Here is a 17,645-nt window from a genome sequence, read left to right as displayed (position 1 = left end):
TCATATGTCATTTCTGAAAATAACCGATCTCTACAAATCCTACGGCAATGTTTCGGTCTTGAAGGACATCAATATCGAAATTGAAGAAGGCGGCTTTCTGGTTCTCGTCGGCCCTTCAGGTTGCGGCAAGTCTACGTTGCTCAACACGATTGCCGGTCTTGAGCCAATTACGTCGGGCGATATTTCGATCAATGGCCGCTCGGTATCAGGTCTGCATCCTTCGCAGCGCGATATCGCGATGGTTTTTCAGTCCTATGCGCTTTATCCAAACATGACAGTGGGCGGCAATATCGCCTTCGGCATGGAAATTCGTAAAGTGCCGAAGCCTGAGCGTGACAAGGCTATTCAGGAAGTTGCTGATATTCTGCAGATCGGTCATCTCCTCGACCGTAAGCCAAGCCAGCTTTCCGGCGGTCAGCGTCAGCGCGTTGCGATGGGGCGCGCGCTTGTTCGTAATCCGCAGGTCTTCCTGTTCGACGAACCGTTGTCGAATCTGGACGCCAAGCTGCGCGTGGATATGCGTACCGAGATCAAGCGTCTGCATCACCGCATGAAGACGACAATCGTTTATGTGACGCACGACCAGATTGAGGCCATGACGCTTGCAACCAAGATCGCGGTACTCAAAGACGGTATTTTGCAGCAATTCGGTACGCCTGCTGAAATCTACAACAATCCGGCCAATATGTTCGTTGCAGACTTCATGGGTTCTCCTGCGATGAACCTGCTCAAAGCGAATGTCGAAAAGAATGGCTCGGAGTTTGCGATTACGCTCACACAGGGCGAAGGAGAGGCTCTGACGTTGCCGCTGAAGGTTGCCCCCGAGAGCCTTGGTGATTTTGTAGGGCAGGAAGTGATCTTCGGCATCCGCCCGGAAGCGCTGACAGATCCTGATGGTGCGGATCGCAATGCAAGCTCGGTTGTGGAAGGCGATTGCCTTATTGATGTGGTCGAACCGGCTGGTTCCGACACTTTCGCGGTGACGCGGATTGGTGGAAAACAAGTTGTGGCGCGCCTTCGTGCAGATGCACGCATTTCGGCAGGCCAGCGTTCACGCCTGGCTTTCAATCTCGACAAGGCCGTATTCTTCGATCCGAAAACGCAGGCCCGTATTCTTTAGAGCGGTTCCAGCTAATACTGAGTCATAGGAACCGCTCTATCTAACTGTTTTTACGCGCATCTTACTCCGAAAACCGCTGCGCACTTTTCGGGATGCGCTTTAAGCCGAGTAGATAGTTAGCAATCTATTGGAATAGCCTCGAATTATTATAGGTTTACTTTCCAGCGCATGTTTTTGAACCAGAGGTCAAAATATGCGCTGGAAGTCGAGCTTGCTAGTCATGGCACTGATCGTTGGAGGAAGTGGCGTCGGCCATGCTGAAGGCATGAACCCGTTCGATGAATTGAAACACAACCTATTCGCAGGAAAAAGAACAACGTCTGTCTTACGATTGGAAAAATGCGAGCAGATTTCGGGCGAGACGCTTAAATCCAAGAACATCGCCGGTGGTTTTGTGATCGATGCATTCATGAGCTTGCCTGAACCTCAAAAGGCTATTGTTTATTCCAGCACACATCAAACCGTCGCCATGGACGGGAATCCGATTTTCGAATTTATTCGTTATCGGGTGCTGCCGGATAAAACGGCTACTGTTTCGATGAAGACCTTCTCAGCCAAAACGCTTGAAGAAATCGGCAAGGGTACAGCGTTCAAGTGCGGACTGGGCGAGGGACTGAGTTTTGCTTATCAGCCAGGCAATTAGAGTTGGTGAAAGATCTGACTTCTATCACTGAGGCTCAAATGAAAAGGGTGCTCCCAAATTCGGGAACACCCTTTTTCATGCTTGCCTGGAGGGCAAAATTCTATTTTTGTGGATGCCGCGCCTAGCGCAGGAAGTCCAGCCCAAGAAGACCAATTGCCAGTGCGGTGTTCAGTGAAATGATCATCATTCCATAAACGAGCGCTGTTCTAGTAATGTCATTCATTTTCTACCTCCTTGAACCACGACGCCTCCACATCGGATTCTAAAGCTCGAGAACTGTAACGAAATGTAACAGCCTGTTACGGGTAGCGCAACCCATTTTACATAAATGTGAACGAATGTAACGCTGCGTGAGATATCATGAGATGGGTCGGCACATCTCAAATCTCAAGACAGTCACCGTAATGTGACGGCGAATTAACTGGAAAAATTCAGACGGACGCTACATAAAGCGAAAGATATAATCGACTGGCAAAGTCGTGTTTAATTCGCTGCTTTTATTCGGATTTTCAATGTGAACCGGATCGTTCCTCTCGTGCTGGCAATTGCTCTTTTCATGGAGCAGATGGACTCGAATGTTATTTCAACATCGCTTCCTGCTATCGCCGCTGATATCGGCACCAGCCCTATCGCATTAAAGCTGGCGCTAACCGCCTATCTCGTGGCGCTTGCGGTTTTTATTCCTGTCAGCGGCTGGATGGCAGACCGATTCGGGGCGAAGAATGTTTTCCGTGCAGCGATTGCGGTTTTCGTTGTCGGTTCGGTCGCCTGTGCTGCATCGAATTCACTAGCAGCCTTTGTTGTCTCGCGTTTTCTGCAGGGCATGGGCGGCGCGATGATGACGCCAGTCGGACGACTTGTGCTTATTCGTTCAACGCCCAGAAGTGAACTTGTGTCGGCCATGGCCTGGCTGACGATCCCCGCAATGGTTGGCCCTTTGGTCGGGCCACCAGTAGGCGGCTTCATCACGACCTTTTTCTCGTGGCACTGGATATTCCTCATCAATGTTCCGATTGGTTTAATCGGCATCTGGTTTGCAACGCGCTTTCTGCCGGATAATGACGAGAGGATCGTCAAGCCGCTTGATTGGCCGGGTTTCTTTTTGTCGGGCATTGCCATGTCGGGTGTGGTGTTTGGACTGTCAGTTGTCAGTCTTCCTGCACTTCCGCCCGTCATCGGGCTCGTCACCGTGACAGTCGGCCTTATTTGCTCGGCGCTTTATATATTCCACGCACGGCGAACGATTGATCCGCTGCTGAACCTGAAACTCTTTGACAATCAGGTTTTCCGCTCTGCTGTTTTTGGCGGTAGCGTATTTCGGCTCGGGATTGGCGCCATCCCGTTTTTGTTGCCGCTCATGTTCCAGCTTGGCTTCGGCATGACGCCGTTCCAATCAGGTATGATGACATTTGTCTCGGCAATCGGCGCCATCAGCATGAAGTTTGGAGCGAAGCGAGTATTCAACCTTTTCGGTTTCCGGCGCACGCTTATGTATGGTTCGCTGATTTCTGCCGGGTTTATTGCAGCTAATGGCTTGTTCTTCCCTGAAACGCCTTATGGTGTCATTGTCGGCTTCCTGCTGATCGGTGGTTTTTTCCGCTCGATGTTCTTTACGGGCGTCAATGCTCTAGCTTTTGCTGAAATCCCCGATGACAAAACCAGTCAGGCAACGCCGATCACAGCGGTTGCGCAGCAAGTTTCGATTGCGCTCGGTGTCGCCATGGCAGGTGGAATTCTGGAAATCAGTACTGGCCTTCGCGGAGCTCCGTTGCAGCTCGCAGATTTTCATGTTGGCTTCTTCGTTGTTGCAGCGGTGTCTGCGACGGCGTTCTTCTGGTTTGCAAAGCTTGCACCAGATGCCGGGCATGAACTTTCAGGTCCGAAAATCACCAAATCAAAGAGCAAAGAACGGACAGCACTCGAAGCTGCAGATTCAGCAAACGGCAAATAAAAAAGGCGGCTTTGATGCCGCCTTTTCTCATTCTGATATAGCCCGATAACTAGCCTTTAAAATCGCGAGCGAGCAGATAAAGCTCGACAGATTCTGCGCGCGATGCAGGCGGTTTGATATGATGCACTGAGCGAAACTTCTGTTTCAGCATAGCAAGCAGATCGTTTTCTGTTCCGCCCTGGAATGTCTTGGTCAGGAAGTGGCCGCCGGGCTTGAGCACCGAAACAGCAAAATCAGCTGCGACTTCACAAAGATGCACGGTGCGCAAATGATCTGTGCGGCGATGACCTGTAGTCGGTGCAGCCATGTCAGAGATCACGAGATCTGGCTTATCGCCAAGTGCTTCCATGAGCTTTTCAGGTGCTGATTCATCGAGAAAGTCCATCTCAAGCAGAATGACACCTGCCAGCGGATCAACATGAAGATAGTCGATGCCGACAACCTGCGGGTTCTCATCTGTTGAGCCGACGATCTTGGCCGCGATCTGCGACCAGCCGCCCGGAGCTGCGCCAAGATCGATAATACGTTGGCCTTTCTTCAGCAGATTATAGCGGTCGTTGATTTCGATCAGCTTATAGGCCGCGCGCGAGCGATAGCCATCCTGCTTTGATTTGTGAACGTAAGGATCGTTCAGATGGCGTTCCAGCCAACGACGCGAGGACTCCTTGATTGTTCCGGCTTTCTTCTTCACACGAACGCGAAGATTGCTTGTGCCCGCGCCGCCGCGTCCGCCGGTTTTCGTGCCGCCTTTGTTTCCGCCTGCTTTGCTCATCTTCAATGCCTGTTTCTTACGTCGGTTTTACCGCCAGTCTTGGCAGTATGGGCGCGGTTATGGCGCCAGGCACCGTCACGCGACATGAGTTCCGTTAAAATGCCTTCGCGCAAACCGCGATCAGCAACCAGTAGTTTTTCACTCGGCCATACATTGCGTATGGCGTCAAGAATGGCACAGCCTGCCAAAACAAGATCAGCACGATCAGCGCCAATACAAGGATTAGCAACCCGCGCATCAAAATCCCACGACAGCAGACGTTGCGTCATCTGTGTCACGTCATCCGAGCCCATCCACATACCATCGACGCGGCGGCGATCATAGCGCTCAAGTCCAAGATGGATGCCGGCGAGTGTCGTCACCGTGCCGGATGTTCCAAGAAGGTGAAAGCGCGATCCGACCGTAAGCTTGCCAAGACAATGACGCTCGGCAAAACCTGAAAGCAAATCAGTGACATGGTCAACCATGGCGCCAAAGCTTTCCGGCGTAACATTTCGACCACCGAAACGTTCCGCCAGCGTGACGACGCCGACGGGCAGGGAGGTCCATGCAGTAATGTGCTCTGCAAGACGTGGAGAACGACGCTGAGAAACGTCGATGAGCGCGATCTCAGACGAACCGCCACCAATGTCAAAGAGAACAACAGCGTCAGTCTCACGCGTTACCAGCGTGCCACAGCCGGAAACCGCAAGTCGTGCTTCTGTCTGACGATCGACAATTTCAAGCTCTAGTCCCGTTTCTTCGCGGACGCGCGCCAGAAACTCTTCGCCATTTTCTGCTGCACGGCAGGCTTCAGTGGCGATCAGACGAGCACGTCTGATCTTGCGTGCGGCAAGCTTATCGTGACAAATCTTGAGCGCATCAATGGCACGCTGCATAGCGTGTTCGCTCAGACGCCCGGTCGAGCTGAGGCCTTCACCAAGACGAACGATACGGGAAAAAGCATCGACAACGCGAAACTGTCCCGGACGCGTTGGTGACGCAATCAACAGGCGACAATTATTGGTCCCGAGATCGAGGGCCGCATAAAGCGGAGCTTCCTGCGCACTGGTACGCGGCTGTTGTGATCCGGTATGATTACGCTTGGCCTGATGTGCCTGGTTATTATCAGAGCGTGCAGGTGCGTTCTGTGTTTTTGCCGTGTTATCGGTGTGAAGCGGTGTACCGGTTTGCTGGCGGGCCTGCTTTTTCTTGCGAGCACGGCGACGACGATTCGATAGCTTCCCGGCAGGCTTGCCGTCTGAAGGCTTTTCGTTTGCGGAGGGTTCAGCAGAAACAGTTTTTTGCGCAGGGCCTTCTGCACCACGAGACAATTTCCCGCGATTACGCCTACGCGCACGCTTCCTCTGGCTTTGAGAGCCCTTGCTTTCAGTGTCTGAGCGCCCTGAATCGGAGGCTTGGGTGGCCTTGCCGACTTCTGAAACAGCATTCTTGCGCGGTTTGCGCTTGCCGTTTTCGGACGGATTCCGGGTCTTTGAATTGCCCGCTAGTCCGCCGGACGCCCCTTGTTGCGCCATTCCTGCGGGGCGCTCCTCGGGGTTCTTCAAGGTTTTTATCCTTATGGCGCCGCGCGAGCCTAAAAGGACGCAATCAAGGCGCTTCAATTTTTACGTTGCCCCTAATGTAACAGCGCTTTGGGCATTTACCAAGGGGCAGGCCCGGAACAGCCGTTGGAAAATTGATAAAACACGAGTGATATTAGTAAGGCAGATAAAAATAAGGGCTCTTGCGATATGCAAAAGCCCTTCATTGCAAACAGAAACAACCAGATGTTTCTATATGTCGTAGGTATGCGCTGCGTTGATCGTGGCAACAAACTGTCTTGTGCGATCGCGTGTGGGATTTGCGAAAACGTCGTGAGCGCTTCCTGTCTCGACGATGTTGCCTGATTCCAGGAATACGACATTCTGCGCAATCTTAGAGGCTAAGCGTAGATCATGGGTCGCGATGACCATGGTCGTGCCTTCCTTCGCAAGCTTGCTCAAAACATCGACCACTTCGGACGCAAGTTCTGGATCAAGTGCCGAGGTCGGCTCATCACAGAGAAGGACACGCGGCGACGGTGCGAGCGCGCGGGCAATAGCAATACGCTGCTGTTGTCCGCCCGATAGTGTCGAGGGCCACGCATCGGCTTTATGAGCCATGCCGACCTTTGTCAGAAGTTCCATCGCACGTTCCTGGGCCTTTGCCTTAGGCCATTTCAGAACCGTAACCAGACCTTCCATCACGTTCTGAATGGCTGTCTGATGCGGGAAAAGCTGGAAGTTCTGAAACACCATGCCTGTTTGGCGGCGGATCGACTGAACTGATTGCCAGCTTGGCTTGCGATCAGGGTCGAGCGTAATGCTCTGGCCGCCCAAAACCAGCGTTCCCGAGGTTGGAATCTCAAGCAGATTGATGCAGCGCAGCAGCGTGCTTTTGCCGCCGCCCGATGGGCCGACAAGTGCTGTGACGGTGCCTTCGGCGATCTTCACATTGATATCATTGAGGATAACAACATTGTCGAAGCTTTTGACGATGTGCTGTAGCTCGATCATGCGTTTGTCTCCAGAGTTCCGCCATAGCGACCGAAGCGCTTTTCAAGCCTGGCCTGAAGATTGGACAGGATCGTGCTGAGCACCAGATAAATCAGTGCTGCTTCAATGTAGAGAATGAGCGGTTCATATGTCGTCGCAACAATGCGCTGCGCCGATTGGAATAGCTCGGGAACGGTGATGGCGGCCGCAAGTGAAGTATCTTTCACCAACGAAATGAAGGTGTTGGAAAGCGGTGGGACGGCTGTGCGGGTGGCTTGTGGCAAGATCGTGCGTGTGAGCGCCTGACGCCAGCTCATCCCGATGGAATAGGCTGCCTCCCACTGGCCTTTTGGCACGGAGGAGATGACCGCGCGGATGACTTCGGAGCTATAAGCGCCCACATTCAACGAGAAGCCAATGACTGCAGCAGTGAAGGCGTCAAGATAAATGCCTGCACTTGGCAGGCCGTAGAAAATCACGAACAGCTGTACCAGTAGAGGCGTGCCGCGGAAAATCCAGACATAAAAGCGAGCAATGGCCGAAACCCAGACTGGTGCAAACAAACGCACAAGTGCGGTCAGCAATCCAAGCGAAAGTCCGAAGATGAAGGATAGAATTGTCAGAGGAATGGTGAACAGCAGTCCAGCCCAAAGTAGGGTGGGCAGGGAATCCGCCATGAGTTGAAACCAATCGGGCACTTGTTCGGTCCTTAGATGGAAGATTCCTGAAATAGACGTTTGCTACATTTCTATATAGCCACAACGAAAGGAAGCCGGAAACATGTTCCGGCTTCCTAAATTGCACTTATCCGAAACTTACTTGGAGACGTCCTGACCGAAGTACTTCTGAGAAATCTTGTCGTAAGTGCCATCGGCCTTGATTTCGTCGAGCGCCTTGTTGATTGCGGCGACGAGATCGTCATCGCCCTTGCGCACGATGATCCCCGAAGCGTCTGCATTTTCCTTTTCAGCAACGACCTTTACAGGTGCATTTGGCTGATGCTTCTTGAAATCGAGGAAGGAAAGGCTGTCGTTGAGCGTGGCGTCAGCACGACCCGTCAAAACCAGCTGGATCGACTGATCAAAGCCATCGGTGGCGACCAATTCAGCACCGGCTTCCTTGGCAATACGACCGTAATTGCTGGTCAGCGACTGTGCGGACTTCTTGTCCTTCAGGTCAGCGAAATCCTTGATCGTATCATTCTTGTCATTGACGATAAGAACGACCTTGGAAACGATGTAAGGGTTCGAGAAGTTGAACTTTTTCTGGCGTTCTTCGGTGATGCCGACCTGATTGATAACGGCGTCATAACGCTTGACGTCGAGACCGGCGATCAGGCCGTCCCACTTGCCTTCAACGAATTCTGGCTTCACGCCAAGCTTCTGGGCAACCGCTTCGCCGATTTCCACGTCAAAACCGACAAGCTTGTTGTCCTTATCGTGGAAGGTGAACGGTGCATAGGTGCCTTCCGTGCCAATCTTCAACACGCCTGCTGACTTGATGGCATCGAGGTTTTCGCCCGCCATTGCGGTCGAGAAGAGAGCTACGTTGAGAACACCGACCGTTGCGAGGATTTTTGCGAACTTCATTTGTAAGGTCACCTGTAAAAATATTCGATGAGACGTAAAATACAGGAATTTAATTCTAACGTAGCGTCTAAAATCGCAGTCTTTGCCCGACTTGGGGAAATTATTTCTATTTTATTATCAATTATAGCAATCTGAATCCGTATACAGCGGTTTGGCAATTTCTGGTTCTAAACATCAATAAAAACGCCGCCTCGCGGCGGCGTTTTTAACTCGTATGTTTTGCTATTAAGCTTTGCCGAATCCGCCGCCTGTTGGCGTTATGACGGTGAAGGCTTCTCCTGCTTCAAGTACGGTCTGATCGCAGTTACCCAGCACTTCAATCGTACCATCCTTGCGGCGAACTTCGTTGCGTCCGGTCTCACCGGCTTCACCACCTTCCAGCCCGAAAGGAGCCACACGGCGATGGCCTGAAAGGATCGCGAAGTCGAGCGTCTTCAACGCACGGATCGTGCGCTTCGTGCCGTCGCCTGCGTGCCATTTGCCTTTGCCGCCTGATCCTTCACGTACATGGAAATCTTCAAGAAGCACGGGGAAACGTGTTTCCAGAATTTCCGGATCGGTGAGGCGGGAATTGGTCATATGCGTATGGACCGCATCGGCACCATTGAAGCCCGGTCCGGCTGGTGCGCCGGAGCAGATGGTTTCGTAATACTGATATTCATCATTGCCGAATGTCAGGTTGTTCATGGTGCCTTGTGCTGCTGCCATGGCTTTGGTCGCGCCAAACAGACAGTTGGTGACGGCCTGACTAACCTCCACATTGCCTGCAACAACAGCTGCCGGGAAGCGTGGCGAAAGCATCGATCCCTGTGGAACAATGATCTTGATCGGACGCAAGCAGCCCGCGTTCATAGGAATGTCGCCTTCAACGAGCACACGGAACACGTAAAGCACGGCAGCGCGTGTTACTGGTTCTGGCGCGTTGAAGTTGTCTGGACGCTGTTCCGATGTGCCGGTGAAGTCGACTGTCGCCTCGCGCTTATCACGGTCGATAGTGACGCGAACTTCTATCTGGCAGCCCTGATCCATATCGTAGGTGAAATGCCCATCAGGCAACTTGTCGAGCACGCGGCGCACGCTTTCAGCTGCATTGTCCTGAACGTGTCCCATATAGGCTTTCACTACGTCTTCACCGAAGAGACCGATGATCTTTTTCAGCTCAGCGACACCTTTTTCATTGGCGGCGATCTGAGCTTTAAGATCATTGACGTTCTGCGTGAGATTACGCACCGGATAGGTTGCTCCGGTCAGGAGAGCTGAAAGGGCATCTTCACGGAAGGTGCCGCGATCAACGAGCTTGAAGTTGTCGATATAAACGCCTTCCTGCTCGATATTAACGGCCAGCGGCGACATCGAACCAGGGGCAATACCGCCGATATCGGCGTGGTGGCCGCGGCTGGCAACCCAGAAGCGGATCTCGCGATTATCGTCATCGAAAACCGGGGTGCAAACTGTCAGGTCGGGCAAGTGAGTGCCACCATTGTAAGGCGCGTTGATCAGGAATACGTCGCCCGGCTTGATATCCTTGTTCTCACGGATTGCCGTTGCAACAGAAGCATCCATCGATCCCAGATGCACAGGCATATGCGGCGCATTGGCAACCAGATTACCCTCGGCGTCGAATACGGCACAAGAGAAATCGAGACGTTCCTTGATATTGACCGAGTAGGCGGTGTTCTGGAGCGTCACACCCATCTGCTCTGCAATCGACATAAAGAGATTGTTAAAAATCTCAAGCATGACCGGATCGGCTTCAGTGCCGATCGCTGTGCGTAACGGCAAAGCCTTGATGCGGGTAAGAACGATATGATCGTGCTTGGTCAGGCGTGCCTGCCAGCCATCTTCGATAACAATCGTCTGGTTCTTTTCGATGATGATTGCAGGACCAGTCACGGTCTGGCCACGCTGAATCTGCTCGCGAATAACGACACCAGCATCGTGGAAATCACCTTGCGAGAAGAAACGTGCGCGCTTGGCTGTTTCGGCCTCAAGGTCGCTTTCAAGCGGCAGGCTGGTCTCGGTTTCACCCGCACCGCCGCCGACTGCTTCGACTTCAACGGCATCGATTACCAGCGCCTTGTTTTCTGCGATGAAACCGAAGCGACGCTTGTGCGCGGTTTCGAATTCAGTGCGCAGACGATCGGCATCGTCCTCGGTAGGGAAGGTTGCTTCGATTGAAAGTACCGTGTCGGTGCCTGCGTAGCGGATATGCGCGCGAAGATGACGCTGAATTGCGGCTTGTTCGATGCCCTGCGTCGCAAGTTCTGCAACACATTCCAGCGCAAGTTCTTCACCAAGCGCTTTCAGTGCTGCCGGAGCGGATGCATCGAGTGACACGCCGAGCGCTTTCTGTCGGGTGGCGCGAATATCGGCCAGGCCCATGCCATAAGCGGAGAGCAGCCCGGACATTGGATGAAGAAGAATGTTCTTCATTCCAAGTGCATCTGCGACGAGGCAGGCGTGCTGGCCACCAGCACCGCCAAAGCAGCTTAGCGCATAACGAGTGACGTCATAGCCACGCTGTACGGAGATCTTCTTGATCGCTTCGACCATATTCGCAACAGCAATGCGAATGAAACCATCAGCAACCGATTCCGGTGAGCGGCCGTCGCCAATTTCATCAGCAAGAGCTGTGAAAAGTGTGCGAACGCGTTCCACATCAAGCGGCTGGTTTTGTTCAGGGCCAAAGATAGCTGGAAAGTAATCTGGGATGAGTTTGCCGAGCATGACATTAGCGTCAGTAACAGCAAGAGGACCACCATTTCGGTAACAAGCTGGGCCGGGATTGGCGCCTGCTGAATCCGGGCCCACACGGAAGCGCCCGGCATCATAATGCAGGATCGAGCCGCCACCAGCAGCAACAGTATGGATCAGCATCATCGGCGCGCGAACACGAACGCCTGCAACTTCCGTTTCAAAGGCGCGCTCGTATTCACCATCAAAATGGGCAACATCCGTCGATGTGCCGCCCATATCGAAACCGATGACTTGTCCAAATCCCGCCGTCTCGCCAGTGCGCGCAAGGCCAACAACACCACCGGCTGGGCCGGAAAGAATTGCGTCCTTACCCTGGAACAAGTCAGCTGCCGTAAGACCACCAGAAGACATCATAAACATGACGCGTGCGCCGGTGCGCTCAACGTCGAGTTCGTTGGAAACCTGTGCAACATAGCGACGAAGGACCGGTGACAGGTAGGCATCGACGACTGTTGTGTCGCCACGGCCCACCAGCTTAATCAGCGGTGAGACTTCATGGCTGACGGAAACCTGCTCGAAGCCAATCTCACGGGCAATGCGTGCAATTTCAGCTTCATGCGCCGGGAACTTATAGGCATGCATGAGGGCAATCGCGATAGACTTATAGCCCTGATCTTTCAACGAAAGGAGTGCTGCTTCTGCTTCAGCGCTATCAAGTGCCTGCTCGACAGTTCCATCGGCGTGGATACGCTCATTGAGTTCGGTTACGCTGTCATAAAGCGCTTCCGGTTTAATGATCTCCGTTGCAAAGATGTTTTTGCGTTCCTGATATCCGATGCGCAGAGCGTCGCGGAAGCCCTTGGTGGTGACAAGTGCCAGCCGCTCGCCCTTGCGCTCGAGAAGCGCATTGGTAGCAACGGTCGTACCCATGCGCACTTCGCCGATCAACCCAGCCGGAACCGGCTCACCAGTCTTGAGGCCGAGATGCAAACGGATGCCGTGAACGGCTGCATCGCGATAGGCTGAAGGGTTTTCGGAGAGAACTTTGCGTGCATGCAGAATGCCTTCCGGATCGCGTCCAATGACGTCGGTAAATGTGCCGCCACGATCAATCCAAAAGTCCCACACGCCGCTTCCCGTTCCGCTCATTATTGGCTCCCTCATGCATGAAGACAGTGTATTTTGAAATCTTTCCAGAATTTCATACTTCCACTTTATTGACAAAATGTCGATAAGATGGTGACATAAAATTCACAAAAATAAGGGAGCAGCAATAATGGGGAATAAAAGAGACTCGGAGTTAATGGCGGAAACGCCCATAGAGATGCGAGAACAGAGCTTCGATGAAGTTTCTCTTCCAAAGCATCTGCGCTCTGTTGCTTCTCTAGGGCCCATTGTTTCGTCTGCACACCTTGCGGAAGGCGGTTCGCCTGGCATGTCAGAGGTCGAATACGGCCTCATTCTGGCTTCGCACGCATTCTCGCGCTGGATGGTTCGCTGCATGGCAGCTGCCGGTCTGCCGGGGCTTTCTCCAATTGAAGTTTTGATCCTGCATTCGATCCGCCATCGCGGACGTGAGAAGAAGCTGGCCGATATCTGTCTCGTGCTCGATATCGAAGACACACACATCGCAACCTATGCGATCCGCAAGCTTGAGAAAGCAGGGCTGCTTACCACTGGTAAGGCATCCAAGGAAAAGACGGTCAAAATAACGGAGAAGGGCGCTGAAGCCTGTGCTCGCTATGCGCAGATTCGCGAACGCCTTCTGGTTGATTCCACTGCGAACGCACGGCCGTCTGAAGAAACCCTATCTGAAGTAGCGGCCTTATTGCGCTTCATGTCGGGTGCATTCAATCAGGCCACCCGGTCTGCCATCACGTTATAAGAGAGTTACAAGTTTGAACGGAACCGAGTTGAACTTATCTGTTTCAAAACCTCTGCTGACGGTCGAGGGCCTCAGTGTTGAATTCGGCGCCAGTCGGGTCGTCGATGATTTAAGTTTTTCGGTTGCACCTGGCCGAACGCTGGCCGTCGTCGGTGAATCGGGGTCGGGCAAGTCGATCACGTCGCTTTCGATCATGCGCCTTGCCGATATGAGCGGCGCGAAATTCCCCAACGGGCGCATCCTGTTCAATGGTCCCGAAGGCGAGCGCGATCTGCTGAAAGCGGATCAGAAAGCAATGCGCGGCATTCGCGGCAAAGACATTGCGATGATCTTTCAGGAGCCGATGACATCGCTCAACCCGGTCTTCACCATCGGCAATCAGATATCTGAAGTGTTGATGTTGCATGAAGGCATGTCGAAGAGTGCGGCTCTGGCTGAAGGCAAGCGGCTGCTGGAAATGGTACGCCTGCCAGATGCTGAAGGGCTTCTCAAGCGCTATCCACACCAGCTTTCCGGCGGTATGCGTCAGCGTGTGATGATCGCGATGGCGCTCGCTTGCCGTCCGAAGCTGCTTATCGCTGATGAACCGACCACTGCACTCGATGTCACCATTCAGGCGCAGATTCTGCATATCATTAAGGATTTGCAGAAAGAGCTTGAAATGGCTGTCATTTTCATCACCCACGATATGGGTGTGGTGGCCGAAATGGCAGACGATGTTGTCGTCATGTGGAAGGGCAAAAAGGTCGAAGAAGGTCCTGTTGGCCGCATCTTTGACGCACCACAGCATCCATATACACAGACACTTTTGTCGGCAGTTCCGAAACTCGGCAGCATGACGGGCGAAGCGTTCCCGAAGCGTATGCCGGTCATGGTGATGCGCGATGGCGTACCTGTTCTGTCGGGTGAAGAGCGTATTCAGGACACGGCACGTTATAGTGATAAGCCGCTTCTTGCTGTCGATGATCTTTACGTGCGCTTTCCGATCAAGAAGAACATGTTGGGCAAAGTCACCCATGTTTGCAACGCGGTCTCGAAGGTTGCTTTCGACATCTATCCGGGTGAGACGCTGGCGCTTGTTGGTGAATCCGGTTCAGGCAAGTCGACCATCGGCCGCACCATCCAGCAACTCCAGTCGCCGCTTTCCGGTGATATCCGCTTTAATGGCAAAGCCTATTCGCAGATGAGTTCTTCGGAGCGCTATAAGATGCGCCGTGAGGTGCAATATATCTTTCAGGATCCGTTTGCCTCGCTCGATCCGCGCAAAACTGTTGGTTTCTCGATTGCGGAGCCGATCCACACCCACGGTCTTCTTGATAACAACAAGGAGATCAATGCGCGCGTGGCGGAACTACTGGAACGCGTTGGCCTTGGTCCGGAATATGCTTCGCGTTACCCGCATGAGTTTTCCGGCGGTCAGCGTCAGCGTATCTGTATTGCGCGTGCGCTTGCTTCAAAGCCGAAGCTTATCATCGCTGATGAAGCGCTTTCGGCGCTCGATGTTTCCATTCAGGCGCAGGTTATCAACCTGTTTATGGATCTGCAGAAAGAACATGGGCTGGCTTATCTCTTCATCAGCCATGACATGGCCGTGGTTGAAAAGATGAGCCATCGCGTCGCTGTGCTCTATCTTGGACAGATTATGGAGCTTGGCTCTCGTCGTCAGGTTTTTGAAACGCCGACGCATCCTTATACGCAGCGCCTGCTTTCAGCTGTGCCGGTTGCCGATCCTTCGGCACGGACTGAACGCGCAGCGCTTGAAGGAGAAATTCCAAGCACGACGCGTCGGATCGACGACAAGCCGACGATCTACAATCACCGCGAGGTTTCATCGGGCCATTTCGTCGCCGAAAGCGCCTGAGATATTGCCGCTTTTTTCATCGCATTATCCAACGCAAAACCGCTTCACACTTTTGCTGGAAATGCTTCAACTAAACCCAAAGGGGAAAATAATGATAAAGAAAGCACTGAAAGCCGCTCTTCTGGCTTCTGCCCTGTCGGCAGCTGTGATTGCATCGGCACCGGCTTTCGCCGCAGGCAAGCTCACTGTTTCGTCGCCGCAGGACCCGGGCAGCTGGGATCCGATTGATACGTTCCTCGTCAACTGGGCGTCGGTCGCAACAAATATTTTTGATGGTCTCGTCTATCGCGGCCCTGATCTGAAAATCGTACCAGGTCTGGCAACGTCGTGGGAAGAACTCGACGAAGGCAAACGCATCCGCTTCAATCTGCGTGAAGGTGTGAAGTTCCACGATGGCGAGCCATTCAACGCAGAAGCGGTGAAGTTCACTTTTGATCGTCTGCTTGGTGAGGAAGGTGCGAAAGGTCCGCAGCGTTCCAACTATATCGCAATCGAAAAGGTCGAAGTCATCGACGAAAAGACCGTCGATTTTCACCTCAAGACGCCAGATCCGGTGTTGATCACCAAGCTTGCCGGTTACGGCGCGATGATCGTTCCACCGAAATACATCACCGAGAAGGGTGATGATTATTTCAACACACATCCAGTTGGCACTGGCCCATTCAAATTCGTATCTTATGAGCCAAAGGTCAACATCAAGCTTGAAGCTTTTGCTGACCATTGGGGCGGTGCTCCGAAGCTTTCGGAACTTGAATATCGCTTCATTACTGAGCCTTCGACAGCTGTAGCCGAACTTCAAGCTGGTCGCGTTGATCTGGTCATTCCACCAACTATCCCAATCGGCATGATCCCGACGATTGAAGGCGATCCAAAGCTTGAACTTGTTACAGCCTCGGGGCCGTCGGTCTATGCCCTTCGTTTCAACACGCGTGACGGCATCACCAAAGACGAACGTGTTCGCAAGGCGTTGATTATGGCTGTCGATCGCGATGCGATCATCCAGTCGATCCTTGCCGGACAGGCTGAAGCGATCGCAAGCTTCCAGGGTTCACTGTCGTTCGGTTTCGATCCAAACATGAAGCCGCTGCCTTATGATCCTGAGCAGGCTAAAAAATTGCTAGAAGAAGCAGGCGTTCAGCCCGGTGCAACGGTGCAGATTGACGTGCGCGGTCAAGATGCGAGCTTCAACGAAGTTGCACAAGCAGTCGCAAGCTTCCTGCAGATGGTCGGCGTGAATGCAACCATTAAGCCTTATGACACGAATGTTCTGCTCAATGACATCATCCCACAAGGCAAAACGGGTGCCATGTTCCAGCAGGCATGGGGTGGTTGGACCTTCGATTACGATAACACCGCTTACTCGATGTACCATTCGGGTGAAAAGTGGAACCCGTATGACAAGGATGAAAAGCTCGACAAGATGCTTGAAGCACAGCGTTCGGTTCTCGACCGTGGCGAACGTGAAAAGATGCTTCAGGAAATCGCGCATTATGCTGCCGACCGCGCGCTCGAAATGCCTCTCTACAACCTGAAGGCAATCTTCGGCGTCAATAAGCGCGTGAAGAACTTCGTGCCTGTTCCAGATAGCCGTCTGCGTCTCACCGACGTAACCGTCGATTAAACCAACTGATACGGCAAGCCGTTCATCGGCTTGCCGCTGCATTTCGGAGGCGCTCTGGTGGCTGGATTTCTTATAAAACGAATTTTGCAAGCGTTGTTCGTGTTGATCGCGATGACGTTGCTTGTCGCATATGCGATCCGCCTGACGGGCGATCCGGCGCTAATGTTGACGCAAGGTGCTGGCAGTATCACGGAAGCCGATCTCGAGCGCATCCGCGAGGGGTTGGGTTTGAACCAGCCATTCCTGGTTCAATATTGGCAGTTCCTCAAAGGTCTGTTTACACTTGATCTTGGACGCAGCTTCCTCGGCGGTACGCAGGTTTCCGTTCTGGTCGGAAGCGCGCTGCCAGCCACACTTATGCTGGCTTTTGCCTCGCTGTTCGTTTCCATCGTAATTTCGGTGCCACTTGGCATCAAGGCGGCAGTTTCGCGTGGTAAATGGGCTGATCAGCTCATTCGCATCTGCTCGCTCGTCGGTCTGTCTTTCCCGAACTTCTGGCTCGCGACGATGCTCGTCCTGCTGTTCGGCATTTATCTGCAATGGCTACCGCCAAGTGGTATGAGCGGTATTGCAAGCTTCGTTATGCCTGCGCTGACCATGGGCATTATTCTGACTGCAACCAACGTTCGTCTTGTGCGCACGTCGATGCTCGAAACACTGCAGTCGCAATATATCATGGTGGCTCGTGCCAAGGGTCTGAGCGAAAACAAGGTGCTCTATAAGCACGCGCTGCGTAACTGCGCTATTCCGCTGATTACCTATATCGGCTTGCAGTTCGGTGGCCTCCTGGGCGGTATCGTTGTGGTTGAACGCGTCTTCAACTGGCCGGGTATGGGCACGCTTGCATTTGATGCGGTTGCCGGACGCGACTACCCGGTCCTGCAGGCAACAATCGCAATCCTTTCGATGCTGATTATCGGCGTCAATCTTCTGGTGGACATCGCTTACGGCCTTGTCGATCCGCGAATTCGTACGGAGTAGAGCCTATGG

The 17,645-nt window shown here is 53.1% G+C and carries 13 protein-coding genes; 7 read left to right on the top strand and 6 right to left on the bottom strand.

Going from position 1 to position 17,645, the window contains the following annotated elements; genetic code table 11:
- Positions 1 to 4: 4 nt before the first annotated feature.
- The 3 genes from RT142_RS07015 to RT142_RS07005 all read left to right on the top strand — a co-directional run bounded on the left by RT142_RS07015 (position 5) and on the right by RT142_RS07005 (position 3,714).
- Positions 5 to 1,120: a sn-glycerol-3-phosphate ABC transporter ATP-binding protein UgpC gene (locus RT142_RS07015; RefSeq protein ID WP_313028090.1), complete on the top strand. Its 1,116-nt coding sequence runs from the start codon at positions 5 to 7 to the stop codon at positions 1,118 to 1,120.
- A 220-nt stretch (positions 1,121 to 1,340) separates the two neighbouring features.
- On the top strand, positions 1,341 to 1,763 hold the full coding sequence (locus tag RT142_RS07010; protein WP_313028088.1) for a VirK family protein: 423 nt from the start codon (positions 1,341 to 1,343) through the stop codon (positions 1,761 to 1,763).
- A gap of 514 nt (positions 1,764 to 2,277) precedes the next feature.
- Entirely contained in the window at positions 2,278 to 3,714 is a 1,437-nt protein-coding gene (locus RT142_RS07005; RefSeq protein ID WP_151562974.1) for an MFS transporter, read from the top strand.
- Positions 3,715 to 3,763: 49 nt separating this feature from the next.
- Here the strand turns inward: RT142_RS07005 and RT142_RS07000 are convergent, their stop codons facing one another.
- The 6 genes from RT142_RS07000 to RT142_RS06975 form a co-directional block, all read right to left on the bottom strand.
- On the bottom strand, positions 3,764 to 4,486 hold the full coding sequence (locus tag RT142_RS07000; RefSeq protein WP_007879442.1) for an RlmE family RNA methyltransferase: 723 nt from the start codon (positions 4,484 to 4,486) through the stop codon (positions 3,764 to 3,766).
- 2 nt (positions 4,487 to 4,488) lie between these two features.
- Positions 4,489 to 6,033: a Ppx/GppA phosphatase family protein gene (locus tag RT142_RS06995; RefSeq protein WP_237853883.1), complete on the bottom strand. Its 1,545-nt coding sequence runs from the start codon at positions 6,031 to 6,033 to the stop codon at positions 4,489 to 4,491.
- 228 nt (positions 6,034 to 6,261) lie between these two features.
- A complete protein-coding gene (locus tag RT142_RS06990) occupies positions 6,262 to 7,023 on the bottom strand; it encodes an amino acid ABC transporter ATP-binding protein (protein ID WP_007879429.1) in 762 nt (253 codons plus the stop codon).
- On the bottom strand, positions 7,020 to 7,700 hold the full coding sequence (locus tag RT142_RS06985; protein ID WP_007879428.1) for an amino acid ABC transporter permease: 681 nt from the start codon (positions 7,698 to 7,700) through the stop codon (positions 7,020 to 7,022). Before RT142_RS06985 ends, RT142_RS06990 begins: the two co-directional genes overlap by 4 nt.
- Before the next feature lie 117 nt (positions 7,701 to 7,817).
- Positions 7,818 to 8,591 carry an amino acid ABC transporter substrate-binding protein gene (locus RT142_RS06980; RefSeq protein WP_007879427.1) on the bottom strand — a complete coding sequence of 258 codons (774 nt, stop codon included), beginning with the start codon at positions 8,589 to 8,591 and terminating at the stop codon, positions 7,818 to 7,820.
- 225 nt (positions 8,592 to 8,816) lie between these two features.
- A complete protein-coding gene (locus tag RT142_RS06975; RefSeq protein WP_313028086.1) occupies positions 8,817 to 12,452 on the bottom strand; it encodes a hydantoinase B/oxoprolinase family protein in 3,636 nt (1,211 codons plus the stop codon).
- 112 nt (positions 12,453 to 12,564) lie between these two features.
- Here RT142_RS06975 and RT142_RS06970 point away from each other — a divergent pair, with 112 nt between their 5' ends.
- The 4 genes from RT142_RS06970 (at position 12,565) to RT142_RS06955 (ending at position 17,636) form a co-directional block, all read left to right on the top strand.
- Positions 12,565 to 13,173 carry a winged helix DNA-binding protein gene (locus RT142_RS06970; protein WP_039860837.1) on the top strand — a complete coding sequence of 203 codons (609 nt, stop codon included), beginning with the start codon at positions 12,565 to 12,567 and terminating at the stop codon, positions 13,171 to 13,173.
- A 13-nt stretch (positions 13,174 to 13,186) separates the two neighbouring features.
- Positions 13,187 to 15,034, top strand: coding sequence for an ABC transporter ATP-binding protein (locus RT142_RS06965; RefSeq protein ID WP_313028085.1), 1,848 nt, complete (start codon positions 13,187 to 13,189; stop codon positions 15,032 to 15,034).
- A gap of 91 nt (positions 15,035 to 15,125) precedes the next feature.
- Positions 15,126 to 16,655 (top strand): ABC transporter substrate-binding protein, encoded by a 1,530-nt coding sequence (locus tag RT142_RS06960; protein WP_112806732.1) that lies wholly within the window; start codon positions 15,126 to 15,128, stop codon positions 16,653 to 16,655.
- 57 nt (positions 16,656 to 16,712) lie between these two features.
- Positions 16,713 to 17,636 carry an ABC transporter permease gene (locus tag RT142_RS06955; RefSeq protein ID WP_007879420.1) on the top strand — a complete coding sequence of 308 codons (924 nt, stop codon included), beginning with the start codon at positions 16,713 to 16,715 and terminating at the stop codon, positions 17,634 to 17,636.
- Positions 17,637 to 17,645 lie beyond the last annotated feature (9 nt).

The sequence above is a fragment of the Brucella sp. genome (genome assembly GCF_032066345.1).
Classification (GTDB): domain Bacteria; phylum Pseudomonadota; class Alphaproteobacteria; order Rhizobiales; family Rhizobiaceae; genus Brucella; species Brucella pseudogrignonensis.
The sequence above is the reverse complement of the archived record's forward strand: the minus strand, read 5'-3'. Positions and strand labels throughout refer to the sequence as shown.

Bases quoted from the DNA above. Each gene is read 5' to 3' on its own strand.
- RT142_RS06970 (WP_039860837.1), top strand. From the start codon at position 12,565: ATGGGGAATAAAAGAGACTCGGAGTTAATGGCGGAAACGCCCATAGAG.
- RT142_RS06990 (WP_007879429.1), bottom strand. From the start codon at position 7,023: ATGATCGAGCTACAGCACATCGTCAAAAGCTTCGACAATGTTGTTATC.
- RT142_RS06980 (WP_007879427.1), bottom strand. From the start codon at position 8,591: ATGAAGTTCGCAAAAATCCTCGCAACGGTCGGTGTTCTCAACGTAGCT.
- RT142_RS07000 (WP_007879442.1), bottom strand. From the start codon at position 4,486: ATGAGCAAAGCAGGCGGAAACAAAGGCGGCACGAAAACCGGCGGACGC.
- RT142_RS07015 (WP_313028090.1), top strand. From the start codon at position 5: ATGTCATTTCTGAAAATAACCGATCTCTACAAATCCTACGGCAATGTT.
- RT142_RS06975 (WP_313028086.1), bottom strand. From the start codon at position 12,452: ATGAGGGAGCCAATAATGAGCGGAACGGGAAGCGGCGTGTGGGACTTT.
- RT142_RS06960 (WP_112806732.1), top strand. From the start codon at position 15,126: ATGATAAAGAAAGCACTGAAAGCCGCTCTTCTGGCTTCTGCCCTGTCG.
- RT142_RS07010 (WP_313028088.1), top strand. From the start codon at position 1,341: ATGGCACTGATCGTTGGAGGAAGTGGCGTCGGCCATGCTGAAGGCATG.